At 59.2% G+C, this 20,327-nt stretch carries 17 protein-coding genes; 10 read left to right on the top strand and 7 right to left on the bottom strand.

Annotation, left to right across the window (positions count from 1 at the left end; all coding sequences use genetic code 11):
* Positions 1–28: 28 nt before the first annotated feature.
* The 3 genes from EKN83_RS19295 to lsrR form a co-directional block, all read right to left on the bottom strand.
* Entirely contained in the window at positions 29–2,050 is a 2,022-nt protein-coding gene (locus EKN83_RS19295) for an NADPH-dependent 2,4-dienoyl-CoA reductase (RefSeq protein ID WP_126801503.1), read from the bottom strand.
* A gap of 168 nt (positions 2,051–2,218) precedes the next feature.
* Positions 2,219–3,853, bottom strand: coding sequence for an autoinducer-2 kinase (gene lsrK, locus EKN83_RS19290; protein WP_126801502.1), 1,635 nt, complete (start codon positions 3,851–3,853; stop codon positions 2,219–2,221).
* Between the two features lie 32 nt (positions 3,854–3,885).
* Entirely contained in the window at positions 3,886–4,857 is a 972-nt protein-coding gene (gene lsrR, locus EKN83_RS19285) for a transcriptional regulator LsrR (RefSeq protein ID WP_126801501.1), read from the bottom strand.
* 215 nt (positions 4,858–5,072) lie between these two features.
* On the opposite strand from lsrR, the gene lsrA reads away from it, so the two are divergent.
* From lsrA to lsrG, 6 genes are read left to right on the top strand one after another with little or no spacing between them, the layout of a single operon-like run.
* Positions 5,073–6,560 carry an autoinducer 2 ABC transporter ATP-binding protein LsrA gene (gene lsrA / locus EKN83_RS19280; RefSeq protein ID WP_095450132.1) on the top strand — a complete coding sequence of 496 codons (1,488 nt, stop codon included), beginning with the start codon at positions 5,073–5,075 and terminating at the stop codon, positions 6,558–6,560.
* Complete coding sequence (gene lsrC / locus EKN83_RS19275; RefSeq protein ID WP_126801500.1) at positions 6,557–7,588, top strand: autoinducer 2 ABC transporter permease LsrC; 1,032 nt, start codon at positions 6,557–6,559, stop codon at positions 7,586–7,588. The genes lsrA and lsrC overlap by 4 nt, the downstream gene beginning before the upstream one ends.
* Complete coding sequence (gene lsrD, locus EKN83_RS19270) at positions 7,589–8,572, top strand: autoinducer 2 ABC transporter permease LsrD (RefSeq protein ID WP_025759585.1); 984 nt, start codon at positions 7,589–7,591, stop codon at positions 8,570–8,572.
* Positions 8,569–9,570 (top strand): autoinducer 2 ABC transporter substrate-binding protein LsrB, encoded by a 1,002-nt coding sequence (lsrB, locus tag EKN83_RS19265; RefSeq protein WP_025759587.1) that lies wholly within the window; start codon positions 8,569–8,571, stop codon positions 9,568–9,570. Before lsrD ends, lsrB begins: the two co-directional genes overlap by 4 nt.
* Positions 9,571–9,581: 11 nt before the next feature.
* Positions 9,582–10,469 (top strand): 3-hydroxy-5-phosphonooxypentane-2,4-dione thiolase, encoded by an 888-nt coding sequence (gene lsrF, locus EKN83_RS19260; RefSeq protein WP_126801499.1) that lies wholly within the window; start codon positions 9,582–9,584, stop codon positions 10,467–10,469.
* Complete coding sequence (gene lsrG, locus EKN83_RS19255) at positions 10,466–10,759, top strand: (4S)-4-hydroxy-5-phosphonooxypentane-2,3-dione isomerase (protein WP_008503162.1); 294 nt, start codon at positions 10,466–10,468, stop codon at positions 10,757–10,759. Before lsrF ends, lsrG begins: the two co-directional genes overlap by 4 nt.
* 53 nt (positions 10,760–10,812) lie before the next feature.
* On the opposite strand, the gene EKN83_RS19250 is transcribed toward lsrG, so the two are convergent.
* Positions 10,813–11,502, bottom strand: coding sequence for a B3/4 domain-containing protein (locus EKN83_RS19250; protein WP_088244385.1), 690 nt, complete (start codon positions 11,500–11,502; stop codon positions 10,813–10,815).
* Between the two features lie 42 nt (positions 11,503–11,544).
* On the opposite strand from EKN83_RS19250, the gene EKN83_RS19245 reads away from it, so the two are divergent.
* On the top strand, positions 11,545–12,147 hold the full coding sequence (locus tag EKN83_RS19245; protein ID WP_025759591.1) for a helix-turn-helix domain-containing protein: 603 nt from the start codon (positions 11,545–11,547) through the stop codon (positions 12,145–12,147).
* Positions 12,148–12,232: 85 nt separating this feature from the next.
* Here the strand turns inward: EKN83_RS19245 and ygjG are convergent, their stop codons facing one another.
* Positions 12,233–13,612: a putrescine aminotransferase gene (ygjG, locus tag EKN83_RS19240; RefSeq protein WP_032672648.1), complete on the bottom strand. Its 1,380-nt coding sequence runs from the start codon at positions 13,610–13,612 to the stop codon at positions 12,233–12,235.
* 435 nt (positions 13,613–14,047) lie between these two features.
* Between ygjG and EKN83_RS19235 the strand changes: the two genes are divergently transcribed.
* Positions 14,048–15,568 carry a PAS domain-containing methyl-accepting chemotaxis protein gene (locus EKN83_RS19235; RefSeq protein ID WP_126801498.1) on the top strand — a complete coding sequence of 507 codons (1,521 nt, stop codon included), beginning with the start codon at positions 14,048–14,050 and terminating at the stop codon, positions 15,566–15,568.
* Positions 15,569–15,904: 336 nt separating this feature from the next.
* Positions 15,905–17,464 (top strand): methyl-accepting chemotaxis protein, encoded by a 1,560-nt coding sequence (locus tag EKN83_RS19230; RefSeq protein ID WP_047959500.1) that lies wholly within the window; start codon positions 15,905–15,907, stop codon positions 17,462–17,464.
* Here EKN83_RS19230 and EKN83_RS19225 read toward each other — a convergent pair.
* Positions 17,461–17,955 (bottom strand): PadR family transcriptional regulator, encoded by a 495-nt coding sequence (locus tag EKN83_RS19225; protein ID WP_025759594.1) that lies wholly within the window; start codon positions 17,953–17,955, stop codon positions 17,461–17,463. The two genes, EKN83_RS19230 and EKN83_RS19225, sit on opposite strands and share 4 nt — an antisense overlap.
* A 146-nt stretch (positions 17,956–18,101) precedes the next feature.
* Between EKN83_RS19225 and EKN83_RS19220 the strand changes: the two genes are divergently transcribed.
* The gene (locus tag EKN83_RS19220) at positions 18,102–18,866 is read left to right on the top strand and encodes a siderophore-interacting protein (RefSeq protein WP_025759595.1); all 765 of its coding nucleotides are present in this window, start codon (positions 18,102–18,104) and stop codon (positions 18,864–18,866) included.
* On the opposite strand, the gene EKN83_RS19215 is transcribed toward EKN83_RS19220, so the two are convergent.
* Positions 18,867–20,036 carry a DNA repair protein gene (locus tag EKN83_RS19215; protein ID WP_095450136.1) on the bottom strand — a complete coding sequence of 390 codons (1,170 nt, stop codon included), beginning with the start codon at positions 20,034–20,036 and terminating at the stop codon, positions 18,867–18,869. It abuts the gene before it with no gap.
* Positions 20,037–20,327: the final 291 nt, after the last annotated feature.

The following is a 20,327-nucleotide window of genomic DNA, read 5'->3' as shown; positions in this document are numbered from 1 at the left end:
AGGGAGAGGGAGCAAACCCGGCAATGTCCTAGATCGCCAGAGCTAACTTCGTCCCCTGCGCAATCGCGCGCCGTGCATCCAGCTCCATCGCCACATCACACCCGCCGATCAAGTGCACCGTTTTCCCGGCGTCACGCAACGGATCCGCCAGATCGCGCCTCGGCTCCTGGCCGGCGCACAAAATGACATGATCCACGCGCAGTAGCTGCGGCTCACCGCCGATCGTGACGTGCAGGCCCTCATCGTCGATCTTCTGGTAACTTACCGCCGGGATCATCTTCACCCCACGCGATAGCAGGGTGGCGCGGTGGATCCAGCCGGTGGTTTTCCCCAGCCCTTCGCCCGGCTTACTCGCTTTGCGCTGCAGCATCACGATCTTTCGTGGGCTTTTCGGCAGCTGTGGCCCTTCCGGACGCAGGCCGCCGGACTGGTTCAGGCTGGTGTCGATCCCCCATTCCACGCAAAATTCGGCAATATTCTGGCTGGTGGCCTCGCCCGGCTGGCTTAAGTACATGGCGGTATCAAAGCCGATCCCACCGCAGCCGATAATCGCCACTTTCTCCCCAACCGGTGCTTTGTCACGCAGCACGTCGAGATAGCTCAGAACCTTCGGATGATCGATACCCTCGATTGCAGGCGTGCGTGGGGCGATACCGCTCGCCAGGATCACCTCGTCGAACGCCAGCAGATCGGCCGCTTTTACCCACTGATTGAGCCGCAGATCCACGCCCGTCAGGTCGATCATCCGACGGTAGTAGCGCAGGGTTTCATAGAACTCCTCTTTGCCGGGGATCTGTTTGGCGATATTAAACTGCCCGCCAATATCACCGGCGGCATCAAACAGTGTCACGCTGTGCCCGCGCGAGGCGGCATTAACCGCAAACGCCAGGCCCGCAGGGCCTGCACCCACAACCGCCAGGCGTTTTTTGTGGACCGCCGGAATGACCGGCATTTTGGTTTCATGGCAGGCACGCGGGTTGACGAGACAGGAGGTGACCTTGCCGACGAAGATCTGATCAAGACAGGCCTGGTTACAGCCGATGCAGGTGTTGATCTCATCCGCACGGCCGCTTTGCGCTTTGGACAGCAGTTCGGCATCGGCCAGGAACGGCCGCGCCATGGAGACCATATCGGCATCCCCGCGTGATATCACATCGTCCGCCACCTGCGGGTCGTTAATACGGTTGGTGGTGACCAGCGGAACAGAGACTTTCCCTTTCAGCTTGCGCGTCACCCAACTGAACGCCGCACGCGGTACCGGGGTGGCGATGGTCGGGATACGCGCCTCGTGCCAGCCAATACCGGTGTTAATAAGGGTGGCGCCGGCGGCTTCAATCGCCTGCGCCAGCTGCACGGTTTCGTCGAAGGTGCCGCCGCCCTCCACCAGGTCGAGCATCGACAGGCGGAAAATAATAATAAAATCAGCCCCCGCACGTTCGCGCACCGCGCGTACCACCTCCACGGCAAAGCGCATGCGGCGGGCATAGTCGCCGCCCCAATCGTCGTCACGCTGGTTGGTGCGCGCGGCGAGGAACTCGTTAATCAGATAGCCTTCGGAACCCATGACCTCGACGCCGTCATAACCCGCTTCACGGGCCAGCGCGGCGCAGCGTGCGAAGTCGTCAATCAGCGCCAGGATCTCGTCGTGGCTGAGAGCATGGGGCGTGAAATGGTTAATCGGCGCCTGAATGGCGGAGGGGGCCACCAGATTCGGCTGGTAGCTGTAGCGCCCGGTGTGGAGGATTTGCAGGGCGATTTTGCCGCCCTCACGGTGTACCGCGTCGGTCACTATGCGGTGGTGCGGCAGCTGTGACGCATCGTTTAACACCGCGCCGCCCTCCATACCGACGCCGGAAGGGGCAGGAGCCACGCCGCCGGTGACAATCAGCGCCACCCCGTGGCGCGCGCGCTCGGCATAGAAGGCCGCCAGACGCTCGGCCCCGTCCGGATGCTCCTCCAGCCCGGTGTGCATCGAGCCCATCAGCACGCGGTTTTTGAGGGTGGTAAACCCCAGATCGAGGGGGGCGAATAACGACGGGTAGCGGCTCATAGTCTCTTCCAGTGTAAAATTATTGTTATGTGGTCGGATGAGTTACTAATTTAGCCAGCGGCGGAAGAAAGGTAAAAGCGGGATCGAATGATTGTGATAGATCTCAAAGAACTTCGCCCCTCACCTAACCCTCTCCCCAAAGGGGAGAGGGGACTGGCCGGTGCGGTCTTAATGTATTGGCTCGATCTGGTTTTCTCCCTCGCCCCTTTGGGGAGAGGGCCGGGGTGAGGGGGATGCCCGCACCAGCCCCGGCGCCTGCCACATCGACGTCGTCAGCCCGCTGTCCACCAGCCCAAGCTGGTCGGCGTATACCGCCTGCCACTTCTGCATCATACCGTCGTAGAGCTCGCGATGCTGTGGGTTCGGCGTGAACTCGCGGCTCCATTTCACCAGCCGCTCGCCCGTCGAGGCCATATCCGCAAACAGTCCCGCGCCTGTTCCGGCCGCGATCGCGCAGCCCAGCGCCGTGGCTTCTTTCACTTCCGGCACACGCACCGGCAGGCCGGTAACGTCGCTTAAAATCTGGCTCCACAGGGCGCCTTTTGACCCGCCGCCCGCGAAGACGAGGCTCTCAAACGTCACGCCGGAAAAGCGGGATATCTGCGCCAGGTTACAGGCCGAGACAATTGCCGCGTTCTCTTCCAGCGCGCGGAACAGCGTCGCTTTGTTGCACTTTTCCGGGTCGATGGAGAGGTTAATAAACGACGGTGCAGCGTGGTACCACTGCTTAAAATGCATCGCGTCGGAGAAGATCGGCATCACCCCGTGGGAACCTGCCGGCACGCGGCTGGCCATCTCTTCCAGCAGGGAATAGGTGTCCATCCCCATCCGTTCGGCAATCAGTTTTTCCTCGGCACAAAAGGCGTCGCGGAACCAGCGCATGGTCAGCCCGGTAAAGAAGCTGATCGACTCCGCCTGCGCCATGCCGGGGATGACGTGCGGGTTCACGCGGATGTTCATTTCAGGATCGGTGCGTACCTGCGGCAGGTTGACCACCTGCTGCCAGAAGGTGCCGCCCAGCACCGCCGTCTGCCCGGCGCGTACCACGCCCAGCCCCAGACAGCCCAGCTGCACGTCACCGCCGCCCATCACCACCGGGGTCCCTTCTCGCAGTCCGCTCTGCTGCGCGGCGTCATGGGTGATGGCCCCCAGCACGGTGCCGGTCTCTTTCACCGGCGAGAGGATATCGGCCCGCAGCCCGGCCATGTCCAGCAGCGCCGGACGCCAGTCGCGGGAGAAGAGATCCAGCATGCCGGTGGTGCCCGCGTTGGAGGGGTCAACGGCCAGCTCGCCGGAGAGTTTCGCCGCCAGCCAGTCGCTGATCATGGTGATGGTTGCGGCCTTGCGGTAGATGTCCGGACGATGGTGCGCCAGCCACAGCAGGCGCGGCATCGCGCTCAGGGCCAGGGTCTGGCCGGAAACGTCGTACACTTCGGATTCAAAACGGTCGTCGTGGATCTCTTTGAGCTCCGCCACCTCGCGGCTGGCGCGGGCGTCAACGTTGGCGCAGGCCCAGATGGCCTCGCCGTTGCGGTCATACAGCACAATCCCTTCGCGCATTGAGCAGCAGGCGACGGACTGAATATCCGCCGCGCTCAGGCCCGCTTGCGCCAGCGCCTGGTGAATACACCGGCAGGTCAGTTGCCAGTTGGTGTCGAGGTCAAACTCCATCGAGCCCGGCACATTTTCCACGCTCAGGTGCTTCCACTCGGCCTGACCAACGGCAATCTGGTTGCCCTGTAAATCGAAAATAACGGCGCGAACGCTGCCTGTCCCTGCATCTAACGCTAAAAGGTAACTCATGAGCTTGCCTCGTTGTTAGCGCAGGGCGACTCTTATTCGGCCAGAGCCAGCACCGCGCGGGCTGTCGTCTCTTCCGTCACCAGGCCATTGATACGGCGACCTTTCAGTGCGGCATAAATCGCATCGGCTTTTTCAACACCGCCGGCTACGCCAACGATGGTGGGCAGCTGCGCCAGTTCATCCAGCGTGACGCCCAGTAATTCTTTATGGATCTCCAGCTCCTCGACGCATTCTCCTTCGGCATTGAGGAAATAACCGAGAATGTCGCCGACCGCGCCTTTACGGGCGTACATCAGCTGTTCGCCCTCGCTGATATAGCCGGAGCGCAGTATCGTTGCGTCACGGCGCTGGTTCACCGAACCAATGCCGACCACCGCCACGTCGGCTGCGGTCGCGGCGAGGATCACGTCCCGCACGCTGGTTTCGCGTTTTAAGATCCCGGCAACTTCTGCGGATGACACGCGCAGCGGGGCGGGGATCATGCTGACGCTGCAGGCGGCGTCCAGCTGGCCGATTCCGGTCATATACGGCCCCACGCCACCGGAAAGGGTGACCAGGCGGATCTGCTGTGAGCTGATAAAGCCGCTCAGGTGCTGCAGGCTGCTCATGGTGGTTTCACCAAATCCCACCGCTAACAGCTGGCCGGGTTCCAGCACGCCCATCAGTGACTGCGCAGCGCCAATGCCTAACCGCACACTCATCGGCGGGGTATTCAGGGCAGGCAGTACGCGCACCAGCTTCAGGCCAAAGCGCTGTTGTAGCTCGGTTTCCAGCGCCAGACAGCCCTCGTAGCGGGAATTGATCTGCACCCTGATCACCCCGGACTGACGCCCCTTCTCCAGCAAGCGGGAGATTTTAAGCCGCGGCAGGCCAAGCCGTTCGCCTATGTCATTCTGGGTCAGCCCGTCGTGGTAGTAGCACCAGGCCACGCGGGCCACCAGCTCCTCTTCCGCCAGCGCCAGCCCGGCAAACCGTCCTTCTTCCGCAGTGCGTTTATCGCTCATAGTTGAACTCTTATAAAAATTTAGATCATATGTTCGCGTTGGCGCGCGGGGAAAATGTGAGCCACGCGACAAAACGGATCTTTATGGTGCTTTCTGTTTAATCTGGATCTTAATCGATAAAACTGTGATCCCTGCACGGTTGTAAATATAGTTCACCGTCTACGCTTTTGAACATTATTAAATCTAAAAATCATTTGTTCAGTAGCGGAGCGATGATGACCCCACTTCTTAAAGCGCGCGATATCTGCAAGCAGTTCTCCGGTGTGCCGGTTCTGAAAGGCATTGATTTCACACTGCTTGCGGGTCAGGTACATGCGCTGATGGGTGGTAACGGTGCGGGAAAATCGACGCTGATGAAGATCATCGCCGGGGTTGAGACGCCGGACAGCGGTGAACTTTGTGTCGGGGAGCAGTCATATGCGCGGCTCTCCCCGGTGCAGGCGCACTCGTTAGGCATCTATCTGGTGCCGCAGGAGCCGCTGCTGTTCCCCAACCTGACGGTGAGGGAGAACATCCTTTTCCGCCTGCCGCGCGAACGGGATCTGGAAAAGCGGCTGGCCGATAAGCTCCAGCAGCTGCAGTGCCAGCTTAACCTCGACGCCACCGCCAGCACCCTGGAAGTGGCGGATCAGCAGATGGTGGAGATCCTGCGTGGATTAATGCGCAACGCCAGGATCCTGATCCTTGATGAACCCACGGCCTCGCTCACGCCCGGCGAAACCGAGCGCCTGTTCCGTCAGATCCGTGCCCTTCAGGATCTCGGCGTCGGGATTGTCTTTATCTCCCACAAGCTGCCGGAGATCCGCATGCTTTCGAGCCACGTCTCGGTGATGCGCGACGGTGCGGTGGTGCTGAGCGGCGAAACGGCGCAGTTCGACGATAACGCCCTGATCGCAGCCATGACGCCGGTGAGCCGGGAGAAAGGCTTAAGCGATGCGCAAAAACTGTGGCTGGCGCTGCCGGGCAATCGCCGTACCCAGCCGCAGGACTTTCCGGTGCTGCGGGTGGACTCACTCACCGGGGAGGGGTTTATCGATCTGAGCCTTGAGATCTACGCGGGAGAGATCGTCGGTCTGGCCGGGCTGGTGGGATCCGGGCGCACCGAGTTTGCCGAAACCCTCTACGGCCTGCGCCCGGTGCGCGGCGGGCGGGTCTGGCTGGAGAATCAGGAGATCACTCACGAGTGCGTGGGCGCACGGCTGGACAAAGGCCTGGTCTACCTGCCGGAGGACAGGCAGGTATCCGGTTTGTTCCTGGATGCGCCGGTTCGCTGGAACACGGTGGCCCTGAACGAGCCGTCTCTCTGGCAGCAGCGCAAGCGGGAGTCTGCGGTGGTGGAACGCTACCACCGGGCGCTCGGGATCAAGCTCAACCATGCGGATCAACCCGTGCGCACCCTCTCCGGCGGCAACCAGCAGAAGGTGCTGCTGGCGCGCTGTCTTGAAGCCAATCCATTATTGCTGATCGTCGATGAGCCCACGCGCGGCGTGGACGTGGCGGCGCGGGCCGATATCTATCAGCTGCTCAAAAGCGTGGCGGCGCAGAACGTGGCGGTGCTGATGATCTCAAGCGATCTTGATGAGTTTCCCGGCCTCGCCGATCGCGTGCTGGTGATGCACCAGGGTGTGCTCAGCGGCGAACTGCCGCGCCATGCCGTCAGCCTGGATCGCATGATGGCGCTGGCGTTCGGAGGACAATCATGAAGACGTTACTGAAAAATCGTGAGCTGAGCGCCTTTCTCGCCATTCTGGCGCTGTTTGTCGTGCTGGTGGCGCTTAATCCAGCGTACCTGAGCCTTCAGACGCTGGGGATGATCTTCGCCAGCGCGCAAATCCTGATCCTGCTGGCGCTCGGTGCCGCGCTGGTGATGCTGACCCGCAATATTGATGTCTCCGTGGGCTCTACCGTCGGGCTGTCGGCGATTGCCGTCGGCGTGGCGCTCAACAGCGGCTACAGCCTGCCGGTGGCAATGCTCTTTGCCCTGTCCGTTGGGGCGCTGGCGGGGGCGTTCAACGGTTTTCTGGTGGTGGGGCTGCGCATTCCGGCGATAGTCGCCACCCTCGGCACGCTGGGGCTGTACCGCGGGGCAATGCTGCTCTGGACCGACGGGAAGTGGATTGAAGGGCTGCCGCCCGGGCTGAAATCCCTCTCAGAGCCGATGGCCCTCGGCGTTTCGCCGCTCGGTATGGGGGTGCTGTTTTTAGCCGCCGCAGGTGCGTGGACGCTGTCGCGCACCGCCTTTGGTCGTGATTTCTATGCCGTGGGGGATAACCTTGCCGCGGCGCGCCAGCTGGGCGTGGCGGTGAACCGCACGCGGATGATCGCGTTTACGCTTAACGGCATGCTGGCGGCCTGCGCCGGGATCGTCTTTGCCTCACAGATCGGTTTTGTGCCGAACCAGACCGGCAGCGGGCTGGAGATGAAAGCCATTGCAGCCTGCGTGCTCGGCGGCATTTCACTGCTGGGCGGCACGGGCACGCTGATTGGTGCGTTACTCGGTGCCTTCTTCCTGACGCAAATCGACACCGTGCTGGTGCTGTTTAAGCTCCCGGCGTGGTGGAACGACTTTATCGCCGGGCTGGTGCTGCTGGGCGTGCTGGTGCTCGACGGGCGGCTGCGCCAGGCGCTGGCGCGTCATCAGCGGGCGCTCAAGTACGGTCGCTTCCAGCCGGGCAACCGAGGGGGAAAGCACGTCACCCCCTTTCCCAAACGCAAAAAAGAGGTGGCGTAAATGAAGCTTAACTGGGAAAGCGCGCTGCTGATGTTACTGGTGCTGGAGATCCTGCTCTTTGGCGCCCTCAACCCGCGCATGCTCGACATCAACATGCTGCTGTTCAGCACCAGCGATTTCATCTGCATCGGTATTGTGGCGCTGCCGCTGACGCTGGTGATCGTCAGCGGCGGGATCGATATTTCGCTGGGGTCCACCATCGGCCTGTGCGCTATCGCGCTGGGGGTGATGATGCAGGCCGGGTGGCCGATGGCGGTTGCCATTCCTCTGACGCTGCTACTGGGCCTGCTGTGCGGACTGCTGAATGCGGCGCTGATCCACTACACCGGCATTAGTCCTCTGGTTATCACCCTCGGCACGCTCTACCTCTACGGCGGCGGGGCGCTGCTGCTCTCCGGCATGGCGGGAGCGACGGGCTATGAGGGGATTGGCGGTTTCCCGGACAGTTTTACCGCGTTCGCTAACCTCACGGTGCTTGGCCTGCCACTCCCGCTGGTATTGTTCGCGGTGATGACCGTTTTCTTCTGGCTGATTGCCCACCGCGGGCGCTTTGGCCGTCATCTGTTCTTGATCGGGCAGAACCCGCGCGCGGCGCGCTACGCAGCGCTGTCGGTGAACGGCATGCCCTACGCGCTGTACGGCCTGGTGGGCGTGGCCTCGGCCATTGCCGCGCTGGTGATGGTCTCCTATTTCGGCTCTGCGCGCTCGGATCTGGGGCGCGATTTGCTGATGCCTGCACTCACCGCCGCCGTGCTCGGCGGGGCCAATATCTACGGCGGGTCAGGTTCGGTTGTCGGTACGGCGCTGGCGGCGCTGCTGGTGGGCTACCTGCAACAGGGTTTACAGATGGTCGGCATCCCCAACCAGGTGTCGAGCGCGCTGTCAGGGGCGCTGCTGGTTGTGGTGGTGATGGGACGGTCGCTGAGTCTGCACCGTGAATGGGTGCGCAATATCTTCCTGAAAACTACCCGGAGCGTAAGATGAAAACAAAACTGCTCGTCCTGGCAATGGCCCTCAGCTTCGCCTCGGCGCAGGCCGCGGACCGCATTGCCTTTATCCCGAAACTGGTGGGGGTCGGCTTCTTCACCAGCGGCGGCAACGGCGCGAAAGAGGCGGGGAAAGATCTTGGCGTGGACGTCACCTACGACGGCCCCACCGAACCGAGCGTCTCCGGTCAGGTGCAGCTCATCAATAACTTCGTCAACCAGGGCTATAACGCGATTATTGTCTCCGCCGTGTCGCCGGACGGCCTCTGCCCGGCGCTGAAGCGCGCGATGCAGCGCGGCGTCAAGGTCCTGACCTGGGACTCCGACACCAAACCGGAGTGCCGCAGCATCTACATCAACCAGGGGACGCCGGAACAGCTCGGCGGCCTGCTGGTGGAGATGGCGGGCAAGCAGGTCACCAAACCGAATGCCAAAGTGGCGTTCTTCTACTCCAGCCCCACCGTTACCGACCAGAACCAGTGGGTGAAAGAGGCGAAGGCCAAAATTGAGAAAGATCATCCTCAGTGGCAGATCGTGACCACGCAGTTTGGCTATAACGACGCCACCAAATCCCTGCAGACCGCCGAGGGGATCTTAAAAGCGTATCCGGATCTGGATGCCATCATCGCGCCGGACGCCAACGCACTTCCCGCCGCCGCTCAGGCGGCAGAAAACCTGAAACGGGAAGGGGTAGCGATTGTCGGGTTCAGCACGCCGAACGTGATGCGCCCGTACGTGGAGCGCGGCACGGTGAAAGCCTTCGGTCTGTGGGATGTCGTACAACAGGGCAAAATTGCGGTCAATGTCGCCGATCGTTTGCTGAAAAAAGGCGATCTTAACGTTGGTGACAGCGTGGACGTCAAAAATATCGGGGCGCTGAAGGTCGAGCCAAACAGCGTGCAGGGCTACCAGTATGAGGCGAAGGGCAACGGCATTGTGCTGCTGCCGGAGCGCGTGGTGTTCACGAAAGAGAACATCAACAAATACGATTTCTGACGGGGGAGCAAATGGCTGATTTAGACGACATCAAAGACGGTAAGGATTTTGGCATCGGCACGCCGCAGCAAAATGTGCCATTCACCCTGAAAGGCTGCGGCTCGCTGGACTGGGGAATGCAGTCGCGGCTGGCGCGCATCTTTAACCCGCAAAGCAACCGCACGGTGATGCTGGCCTTTGACCACGGCTATTTTCAGGGGCCGACCACCGGCCTTGAGCGTATCGATCTCTCCATCGCGCCGCTGTTCGGCGAAACCGACGTGCTGATGTGTACCCGCGGCATCCTCAGGAGCCAGGTGCCGGCCGCGACGAATAAACCGGTGGTGCTGCGTGCCTCCGGGGGGAATTCGATTCTGGGTGAGCTCTCCAACGAGTGCGTGGCGGTGGCGATGGAGGACGCGCTGCGCCTGAACGTCTGCGCGGTGGCGGCGCAGGTCTATATCGGAAGCCCGTTTGAGCATCAGTCGATCAACAACATCATCAAGCTGGTGGACGCCGGGGCGCGTTACGGTATGCCCACGCTGGCGGTGACCGGCGTCGGGAAAGAGATGGCGCGGGACGCGCGCTATTTCTCGCTCGCCAGCCGCATCGCCGCCGAAATGGGAGCGCAGTTCGTCAAAACCTACTATGTGGACGAGGGCTTTGAAAAAGTGACCGCCAGCAGCCCGGTCCCGATCGTCATCGCCGGCGGCAAAAAGCTGCCGGAGCACGAGGCGCTGGAGATGTGCTGGCGCGCGATTGATCAGGGGGCTTCCGGCGTGGACATGGGACGCAATATCTTCCAGTCCAGCGCGCCGCTCGCCATGCTGAAAGCGGTGAAGAAAGTGGTTCACGAGAACATGAACGCCCGGGAGGCGTTCCAGTTCTGGCAGGAAGAGAAACAGGGAGAAGCAAAATGAACGTGACGCTGGTTGAAATCAACATTAAGCCCGAGCGGGTGGACGAGTTTCTGGAGGTGTTTCGCGCCAACCACGAGGGGGCGATTCAGGAGCCCGGAAATCTGCGCTTTGACGTATTGCAGGACCCCAGGGTGAAAACCCGGTTCTTTATCTACGAGGCCTATAAAGACGAAGAGGCGGTGCTGGCGCACAAGCAAACTCCGCACTATCTGGCGTGCGTGGATAAACTTGAAGAGTTGATGTCCGAGCCGCGCAAAAAACGCAGTTTTGTCGGGTTGTTGCCGGAGTAACAGGCGTTATAAAGGTTTGTAGGCCGGGTAAGCGTAGCGCCACCCGGCGTTGTTCAGGCCAGCGCCAGCAGTTGAACCTGAGACCTGGCTCCCGGCATCAGCCGCTGCAGGCTATCCACCAACTCCGCACCCGCCTCTTCCAGCGCTGCAAGCGGCATCGACGGCAGGCTTTCAAGAATAAACCACATGGTGTGCGCCTGGCTGTTCAGGCGCGTCCGTATCCCCTGGCGCCAGTTCCAGCGGCGGCAGGTGACGCCGAGATCGTCGCGCCAGATAACCTCGCCCGGTTCCGGATGTTCCACCACCGGCTGTCCCTCTTTGAAGGTATCAAACGGCTCGCTGCCGTCGGCCAGCGTCAGACGCGGCGCGCCTGAATACGCCGTGAGATTTTCTCCGCCGACCGGAATGGCGTAGCGAATGCTCACCGCGTTATAGATATCCACCACCGGATCCAGCGGCGGCAGCGATCCGTCTTTCAGGACCCGCTTACGCAGGGCGGATGCCGAGCAGGGCGTGCGTTTCGGTTTCGCACCGAAGGCTTTAAACACCTCATCCCAGCCTGAAAGGTGTGCATCAGCCCAGGGCACATCATCATTAAGCATCTGCTGGCAGGCCTGCGCCAGCGCGGCGGTCGCCACTTCCGGGTGGGTAATCGGCGCAGCTTCAACCAGAATGCTCAACGCCCGAAAGCCTGGGGCAATCCCGGCAAGACGTGAGTCTATTGACGGCGTAACGAGAGACATAAATAATCCTGTATTGACTGTTTTATACCATGGTAGTGACCAATGACTGATAAAGTCAATATAATGACTGAGCAGGGGGCCGATATTGCCCAGGTAAGCCTGGCCGTCGCGAACCGCATACGCAACTGGCGCAAAGAGAAAAAACTGTCGCTGGATGAGCTATCCCGCCGCGCCAGCGTCAGCAAAGGCATGCTGGTGGAGATCGAAAAGGGCGCAGCCAACCCCAGCATCGCCATTTTGTGCAAACTGGCCGCCGCGCTCGGTATCTCAGTGGCGGATATCGTTAACGTCTCCAGCGAGCCGCAGGTGCACGTTATCGAAGAAGCCGCGATTCCGGTGCTGTGGCAGGGCACACAGGGCGGTTACGCCAGACTGCTGGCAGGCACCGCGGGCCCGGATATGATTGAACTATGGCAGTGGGAGATGCAGCCGGGAGAGCGTTTTAGCTCTTCGGGACATCCGGCGGGCACCTTTGAGCTGCTGCACGTGAATGAGGGCATGTTAACGCTGACGGTGGACGAGACGGTGACGCAGGTGGCTGCCGGGGCGTCGGCAGTGGCGAAAACGGAAGCCGCGCACGGCTATGCCAATGAAGGCAATACCGTACTTCGCTTCACCATGACGGTTGCGGAGTTTCACCGATAAAAAGCAGCCCGGTGGCGCTACGCTTACCGGGCCTACATATGCCGTATTTGGTAGGCCGGGTAAGCGTAGCGCCACCCGGCGTTGATTACGCCTCTTCCACACTCACGCGCAGCGCCGCCAGCGCTTTGCGTGCCGCTTTCAGCACCTGCTCACACTGCTCAATAGTCAGTGTCAGCGGCGGTTCAATGCGGATGGTTTTCGAGTTGTTCAGCGTGCCGGCGACCAGCACCCGCTGGCGGAACATCTCGCTCGCGAAGCTATAGCCGATTTCGTTGTCAACAAACTCAATCGCCATCAGCATCCCTTTGCCGCGTGCTTCCTGGATCAGATCCGGGTATTCACGGCCCAGCTGGCGGAAGCCGTCCAGCAGCATGTCACCTTTTTGCTCCGCCTGCGCAGGCAGGTTTTGCTCAAGCAGCACGTTGATGGTCGCCAGCGCGGCCGCACAGGCCAGCGGGTTACCGCCAAAGGTGGTGGTATGCAGGAACGGATTGTCGAACAGCACCGAGAAGACCTCTTCGGTGGCGACCGTCGCACCGATTGGCATCACGCCGCCGCCCAACGCTTTCGCCAGGCATAAAATGTCCGGCTGAACGTTCTCGTGCTCACAGGCAAACATCTTGCCGGTGCGCCCCATCCCGGTCTGCACTTCGTCGAGGATCAGCAATGCGCCAAACTCATCGCACAGTTGACGCACGGCAGGCAGATAGCCCTGCGGCGGGAGGATCACTCCGCCTTCACCCTGAATCGGCTCCAGGATCACCGCGGCCACGTCATCACCGGTTTTACGGCATTCCGTCAGCACGGTGCGCATGGCGTTAATGTCGCCAAACGGCACGTGGCGGAAGCCCGGCAGCAGCGGCATAAACGGTTTGCGGAAGGTGGATTTCGCGGTCGCCGACAGTGCGCCCAGGGATTTACCATGGAACGCGCCGCTGGTGGCAATGAAGGTGAATTTCCCGCGCGGCGACTGGTACGCTTTGGCGAGCTTAATCGCCGCTTCGACCGATTCCGTGCCGCTGTTGCTAAAGAAGCTGTATTTCAGTTTGCCGGGCGTTAAGGCTGCCAGCGTTTTCGCGAGCATGGCGCGAAGCGGATCGAGCAGCTCCTGGCTATGGAGAGGTTGTTTCGCAAGTTGATTCTGTACGGCGGAAACCACAACTGGATTACGGTGCCCCACGTTGAAAATTCCAAAACCTCCCAGGCAATCGATAAACTCCTGTCCCTGGGTGTCGACAAGCGTGTTCAGACTCCCCGCTTGCCACTCTACGGCTCCGTAATCCCCGCCGGCGGTAACAGATTTGCGATACTCAAGAAACCCTGGATTGACGTGCTCTTTAAAGTAATCGATGACCTCTCGGTTAAGTTGTTTCATCTCCTCATGATCAAGCGTTCGCTTCTCAATGAGATTCAGTGCGTGCGCGGTACAGGCAAGAGCCGAGGCGCTGGAAGGTAACCTGTTCAAAATATGCTCCCGGGGATCGCGTATCACATGATACTGGTTTAAGTATTGCAGGGATTACGCCACTTCAGCTGCCTTAACGAAAATCGGGATAAACGCCAGGTTAAAATAATGTTGCACAATATTTAATCATGCCGATACAACCGAAACGGGATTTCGCGGTACAGGATTGCGAGCATCAGGGAGAGGGTAAGCGCCACGTTGCACTAAAGAGGTGCAGTTGCTGCAACTTAAGTGGGCGTTAACGGGTCATGCACTGTGGGTAATTTCTTATCGAAAGTATTTGAAATCAATGGATTATAAAATCGTACAAAAAGTATGGTTTAAGTCAAATCTGCGATCTTCATCAAGTTTAACAACTAAAGATAAATTGTTTACCGCCGAAAAAACATTGACCCACAAAATTAACATTCAAATAACCTGCAAGGGATGCCCACGATGTCCTCTCCAACCTATGTCACCCAGAATGAATATCCTCTGGACGATGACACCACCTTAATGTCTACCACAGACATCCACAGCTACATCACCCACGCCAACGACACCTTTGTGCAGGTGAGCGGCTACCAGCTCGATGAGCTGACGGGCCAGCCACACAATATGGTGCGCCACCCCGATATGCCAAAAGCCGCGTTTGCCGATATGTGGTACACGCTGCAGCAGGGCGAGCCGTGGAGCGGGATCGTCAAAAACCGACGTAAAAACGGTGACCACTACTGGGTGCGTGCTAACGCGGTGCCGATGGTGCGCCACGGGCAGGTGACAGGTTATATGTCGATTCGCACCAGGGCCACTGCGGAGGAAATTGCCACCGTGGAGCCGCTCTACCGGGCGCTGAATGGCGGAAGCTGTAAGAAACGTATTCATAAAGGGCTGGTGGTCAGAAAGGGCTGGCTGGGTAAACTACCGGCCATGCCGCTGCGCTGGCGCGTGCGCAGCGTGATGGCGGTACTCTTTGCCGTACTTGCCGCCTCGCTGGTTGCCACCTCCGCAGGCTGGACGCCGCTCGCCGCTGCTGCGGTGGTGATGCTGCTGGGGACGCTGCTGTTTGAGCAACAGATTGTCCGCCCGGTAGAGAATGTGGCGCGACAGGCGCTGAGGGTTGCAACCGGTGAGCGCAACAGCGTGGAGCATCTGAACCGCAGCGATGAGCTGGGGCTGACGCTGCGGGCGGTAGGGCAGCTGGGCCTGATGTGCCGCTGGTTGATCAATGACGTCTCGAGCCAGGTGGTGAGCGTCCGTGACGGCAGCGACAGGCTGGCGAAGGGAAATGACGATCTGAACGATCGTACGCGTCAGACCGTGGCAAACGTGCAGCAGACCGTCGCGACAATGAACCAGATGGCCGCTTCCGTACAGAGTAATTCTGAAACCGCCGCCGAGGTGGATAAACTCTCCGTGGCTGCCAGCAGTGCGGCGACGAAAGGGGGTAATGCGATGCAGACCGTCGTTAAAACCATGGATGACATCGCCGACAGCACGCAGCGCATTGGCTCCATTACCTCCCTGATTAACGACATCGCGTTCCAGACCAACATTCTGGCGCTGAATGCGGCTGTTGAAGCGGCAAGGGCCGGCGAACAGGGGAAAGGTTTTGCCGTGGTGGCTGGTGAAGTGCGCCATCTCGCCAGCCGCAGCGCCAGCGCAGCAAATGATATTCGTAAGCTGATTGATGCCAGCGCCAGCAAGGTGCAGTCCGGCTCCGAACAGGTCCACGCCGCAGGCCGCACGATGGATGATATTGTCGAGCAGGTGCAAAACGTGACGCAGCTGATCGCCCAGATCAGCCACGCCACGTCCGAGCAGGCCACCGGGTTGTCAGAGTTAACCCGCGCGGTGGCTGAGCTCGACAGCATCACGCAGAAAAACGCCGACCTGGTCGAGGAGAGCGCGCACATTTCTGCAATGGTGAAACACCGCGCCGGACGTCTTAAGGATGCCGTGACCGTGCTCCATTAAACCATTATGTTCCAGAAAAGCCGTTTATACCGTAAGGCATAAGCGGCTTTTTATTTTTCCGATTGTAACTATTCATGTGGTTTAATGTTAATTTGATATTAAATAACTAAAGAAAGTGCCTCAGTTATTTATTCCTGCCTAAGTCAGTTCTTCAGAATGCTATTTCGAAAAAGCCCCGTCTGGCGGTCTGGTAACGATCGATGAAGCAATATTAATAGCCGCTACCTATCCATTGTGATGGTTATGAAATAAAAAAACGATCAAAGTCATAAAGTTAGCTTGTCAGTTACCGATAACAGCGATCGTCTGAGAAATAATCACATCGATGGAGAAAATATGTTCCTACATGACGTAAAGATCGGCACGAAATTATTTCTGGCGTTTGGTTTCTTTATTGTCCTGATGGTCATCAGCGCGAGCCTGTCATTGCTGAGTCTGAACCGGGCAAATAACGGGATGCAATCCATTATTACCCGTGATTATCCCACCACGGTAAAAGCGAACCAGTTAATTGATAACTTCCAGGAATTTATTAGCACTCAGCAACTGATGCTGCTGGATGAACGGGGAACTTACACGGGGCAGTCTCAGCAGCGCCTGAAAGAGATCAGCGAGCATATCACGGTGATCCTGGGCGAGCTGAACAACGCCCTGCAGGATCAAAAGTCTCAGCAGGTGCTGGCGGAGATCCGCAGCGTGCGCCAGCAGTATCTGGACTCGCGCTACCGCATTTTGCAGGCGGTGCAGAACAACAATCGTGAGGGCGCCATTCAGGAGATGATGACCACCACTCTCGCCGTGCAGCAGGCTTACAAAGCGAAGGTGAAGGAGCTGATTGCCATTCAAAACAGCGAGATGCAGAGTGCTGGCGCGCAGGTGGAAGGGGATTTCCGGTCCAGCCGTTTGCTGCTGATCCTGATTACTCTCTTTAGCGTCGCGGCAGGTAGCCTGATTGGCTGGTTAATTGTGCGCGCTATCACTCGTCCGCTCGGCGAGGCGGTGAATTTTGCAAAAGCGATTTCAGAAGGCGATCTGACGGGGAGCATCACGCCGCACGGCAAAGACGAAACGGGCCTGCTGCTGCATGCGCTGATGGAGATGAAGTCGCGTCTGCTGGATATTGTGCAGCAGGTCCAGACCGGCTCGGAGAATATCTCCAGCGCAGCCGCGCAGATTGTCGCCGGGAACCAGGATCTGGCCGCGCGCACGGAAGAGCAGGCAAGTTCCGTTGAACAGACCGCCGCCTCAATGGAGCAGATCACCGCGACGGTGAAAAACACGGCCGCGCACACCGGGGAAGCGACCAACCTCTCGGCAGATGCCGCCACGGTGGTCAAAAACAACGGCGAGATGATGAAGCAGGTGACCAGCAAAATGCGCCTGATTAATGAAACCTCGAACCGGATGTCCGACATTATCGACCTGATCGACGCCATTGCGTTCCAGACCAACATTCTGGCGCTGAACGCGGCAGTGGAAGCGGCGCGTGCCGGCGAGCACGGTCGCGGCTTTGCGGTGGTGGCCGGTGAGGTGCGCCAGCTTGCGCAGAAGAGCGCGTCGTCAGCCAGTGAAATCCGCGAGCTGATTGAGAGTTCCACCAGTCAGACTCAGGACGGGATGAATCTGGTGGAGAAAGCGAGCGCGCTGATCAACGGGATGGTCGGCAACGTGGAGGAGATGGATGTGATCCTGCGCGAGATCCGCCAGGCCAGCCATGAGCAGACGGAGGGGATCTCGCAGATCAACAGCGCGATTGGCCTGATTGATGCCACCACCCAGCAAAACTCCGCGCTGGTCGAGGAGTCGGTTGCGGCGGCGGCATCGCTTAACGAACAGGCGATGCACCTTAAAGAGCTGGTACGCGTCTTCCGCGTGAGCGAACACGCGCCGGCTTAATCCAGTTGGGAGATCTCCAGCGCCGCGCGGTCAATCACGCCGACGATCTGCTTCAGTTGCGCGTCGCTGAGCTCTCCCTGATTCACCTTCAGGTCTAACACCGCTTTGAAGTTATCCAGGGCCCGCTTCATCTGCGGGTTTTTGCGCAGCTGAAAGCCGACGGAGCGCGCTTTAATGCGGGCCTGTATGTGTTCAAGCTGTTCCTGGTTTTCATCCAGCCACTGCTGTCCTGCAGCGCTAATCGCAATCCGCTTACGCCCGTTGTCTTCTTCGGTAATGGTGATAAAGGCCTGATCCTGAAGGTAGTCCAGCGTCGGATAGATCACCCCAGGGCTTGGGGTGTAGTTTCCCTGGGTCAGGTTCTCGATCTCTTTAATCAGCTCATAGCCGTGGCTCGCGTTGCGGGTCAGGATATCCAGAATCACCAGCCGCAGGTCGCCGTGGCCGAAAAAGCGCGGTCGACGTCCGCCGCCCTCGTGTTCGTGTCGCATACTATCCCCTTTAATTTGATATATCTAAACTATATCTAAGATATATTCAGATGCAATCTAAAAGATCTTGCTTTTTCTCTGATTAGTAATCATTATCATTTAAAATTGATTTAGATATATCGTATTCACCAGAGAAGGGTCTAAAAATGGCATCTACCCGTTACCCACAGCGTGTTCGTAATGAGCTGCGTTTTCGCGAGCTGACGGTGCTTCGCGTTGAGCGCGTCAGCGCGGGCTTCCAGCGTATTGTTTTGGGCGGCGAGGCGCTGGAAGGCTTCAGCTCCCGCGGTTTCGACGACCACACCAAAGTCTTTTTCCCGGCCCCCGGGACAACGTTTGTACCGCCGGTGGTGACCGATGAAGGCATCGACTGGGGTGAAGGCGTGCGTCCGCAGGCGCGCGACTATACGCCGCTGTACGATGAAGCCCGTCATGAGCTGATGCTTGATTTCTTCATTCATGACGGCGGTATTGCCAGCCGCTGGGCCCTTGAGGCGAAAGCGGGCGACAGACTGACCATCGGCGGCCCGCGCGGTTCGCTGGTGGTGCCGGAAGATTACGCCTGGCAGCTGTACGTGTGCGATGAATCCGGCATGCCCGCGCTGCGTCGTCGCCTGGAGAGCCTTGCTAAACTGCCGGTTCCCCCGGAGGTTCATGCGGTAGTGACGGTTGGAGACGAGTCTTATAAGGCGTATCTGGCGCACCTGAGTGGGTTCGATATCACCTGGATGGTGGGGCACAGCGAGCAGGCGGTCGCAGATCATCTGGCGGCGCTGAGCGTCCCGGCGGAGGACTATTTCATCTGGCTCACCGGGGAAGGGAAGGTGGTGAAAACGCTGAGCCGTCAGTTTGAAACCGACGCGATTGACCCACAGCTGGTGCGTGCCAGCGCATACTGGCACGACAAATAGTCAGGCGGCGGAATCCAGCTGCGCTTCGTTCACCTGATGTTCGAGCGAGGCGCGGACCTCGTGCAGCGCCTTCTCCTGCTGCGCAAAGTACGCTTCCATATTGCTCAGCGACGAGACCAGCAGCCAGGACTCCTCTTTCTCCAGCTCCGCCAGCTCGTTCACTAAAATGTCGATCTGCTCGCGCACCTGCGCCATTTTTTTGCGGATACGCTCCAGATCGTTCAGCCTGTCGCTGGCCATCAGCGGCTCGAAGCCCTGCTGCAGACGGGCCACCAGTGAGCGGATGGCTTTCACATCTCCACGCTGTTTGGCCTGGTTAAGCTGCACCATCATCGCGTTGGCTTCTTCTTTCAGGTCGTCTGCCACCAGGTCCGGATGGCAAAGTTTGCTCGCCTGTCGCCAGAGTCGCTTCAGTTCGTTCCGATCTTCGTCCGAAAGATCTTTCCCCTTACGCATCCGCACTTCGGCATCGTGATGCTGCTCGCGATACTTCTCATACTCTTCGTTGGCTTCGTCGCGGGCCTGCCGCGCAGGCTCCTCTTCGCGCGTTAAGCCGCTCTCCAGTTCGAGCGCCTCGGCCAGCAGGTTGGCAATCAGATTACTTTGCTGCTCCAGATGCTTACGTGCCTCGGCGGCCTGTACGGAATCTGCCGGGAGATCGCGCCAGCGCTGGGTGAGCGTCGCCAGCACCTCTACCGCCTGCGCCATATAGTGCTGGCAGCGACGGTAATCTTCCTCGCGACGACGCGCCTCCGCCTGCTGACGACGCAGGTTTAGCTCCGCCAGGGTTTTACGCAGGGCGAGGATCTGCTGCATCAGGGGACCGAGGCGGGAGAAATAGAGATCGTTAAATTCATCCAGCTGCTGCACCCGCGCGTTGCGACGGTCAATCAGATCGCGAAGACGCTCTTCCAGCGCCTTCAGCTCCAGCTTACTGGCCGCCACCTGCGGGTCGCGCCATGGGGTCACGGCGCGCTGGCCCTGCAACCAGGCGACGATTGCTGCCATCGCCGCGGTGTAGTTCTTCTCCTCAAGCGCCACGACGATTGCCTGTAGCGCATCGTCAAACGCTTCATTTTTCAGGCGTGTCAGCTGGCTCTGGATGATGTCGTCATCTTCCAGTTCAATGGCATTTTTAATGATTTCTAGCCGTTTGATCGGTGTGCTCATGATGCCTTTCGCTTTGGCGCTTAAGTATTTGAGTTAAGGGTAGTTGTTGTAAAAGCTACAGGAAATAATACACACGGATGATGATCGGCGCGATGGGGGATTTCTTTAGAATTGCAGAATGTGAAGATGGGCGCGTAACAGATGAAATGAGCAAGTTGATTTTGATGATAAGCGCTAATCCATTGAAAGAAATAACAATCGTTTTAAAAACAAGACCAGTCCCTACGTAAAATTACCAGGTAAAACGCGTATTCCTCCGAATAGTTTGACCTTTCGGGAGTGCTTATGCTT

Origin of the sequence: Enterobacter sp. WCHEn090032 (assembly GCF_003986875.1) — a bacterium.
GTDB lineage: Bacteria > Pseudomonadota > Gammaproteobacteria > Enterobacterales > Enterobacteriaceae > Enterobacter > Enterobacter sichuanensis.
The sequence above is the reverse complement of the archived record's forward strand: the minus strand, read 5'-3'. Positions and strand labels throughout refer to the sequence as shown.

Excerpts from the sequence above, each read along its gene's own strand:
- EKN83_RS19295 (WP_126801503.1), bottom strand. The coding sequence starts at position 2,050 with ATGAGCCGCTACCCGTCGTTATTCGCCCCCCTCGATCTGGGGTTTACC.
- lsrK (WP_126801502.1), bottom strand. The coding sequence starts at position 3,853 with ATGAGTTACCTTTTAGCGTTAGATGCAGGGACAGGCAGCGTTCGCGCC.
- lsrR (WP_126801501.1), bottom strand. The coding sequence starts at position 4,857 with ATGAGCGATAAACGCACTGCGGAAGAAGGACGGTTTGCCGGGCTGGCG.
- lsrA (WP_095450132.1), top strand. The coding sequence starts at position 5,073 with ATGACCCCACTTCTTAAAGCGCGCGATATCTGCAAGCAGTTCTCCGGT.
- lsrC (WP_126801500.1), top strand. The coding sequence starts at position 6,557 with ATGAAGACGTTACTGAAAAATCGTGAGCTGAGCGCCTTTCTCGCCATT.
- lsrD (WP_025759585.1), top strand. The coding sequence starts at position 7,589 with ATGAAGCTTAACTGGGAAAGCGCGCTGCTGATGTTACTGGTGCTGGAG.
- lsrB (WP_025759587.1), top strand. The coding sequence starts at position 8,569 with ATGAAAACAAAACTGCTCGTCCTGGCAATGGCCCTCAGCTTCGCCTCG.
- lsrF (WP_126801499.1), top strand. The coding sequence starts at position 9,582 with ATGGCTGATTTAGACGACATCAAAGACGGTAAGGATTTTGGCATCGGC.
- lsrG (WP_008503162.1), top strand. The coding sequence starts at position 10,466 with ATGAACGTGACGCTGGTTGAAATCAACATTAAGCCCGAGCGGGTGGAC.
- EKN83_RS19250 (WP_088244385.1), bottom strand. The coding sequence starts at position 11,502 with ATGTCTCTCGTTACGCCGTCAATAGACTCACGTCTTGCCGGGATTGCC.
- EKN83_RS19245 (WP_025759591.1), top strand. The coding sequence starts at position 11,545 with ATGACTGATAAAGTCAATATAATGACTGAGCAGGGGGCCGATATTGCC.
- EKN83_RS19235 (WP_126801498.1), top strand. The coding sequence starts at position 14,048 with ATGTCCTCTCCAACCTATGTCACCCAGAATGAATATCCTCTGGACGAT.
- EKN83_RS19230 (WP_047959500.1), top strand. The coding sequence starts at position 15,905 with ATGTTCCTACATGACGTAAAGATCGGCACGAAATTATTTCTGGCGTTT.
- EKN83_RS19225 (WP_025759594.1), bottom strand. The coding sequence starts at position 17,955 with ATGCGACACGAACACGAGGGCGGCGGACGTCGACCGCGCTTTTTCGGC.
- EKN83_RS19220 (WP_025759595.1), top strand. The coding sequence starts at position 18,102 with ATGGCATCTACCCGTTACCCACAGCGTGTTCGTAATGAGCTGCGTTTT.
- EKN83_RS19215 (WP_095450136.1), bottom strand. The coding sequence starts at position 20,036 with ATGAGCACACCGATCAAACGGCTAGAAATCATTAAAAATGCCATTGAA.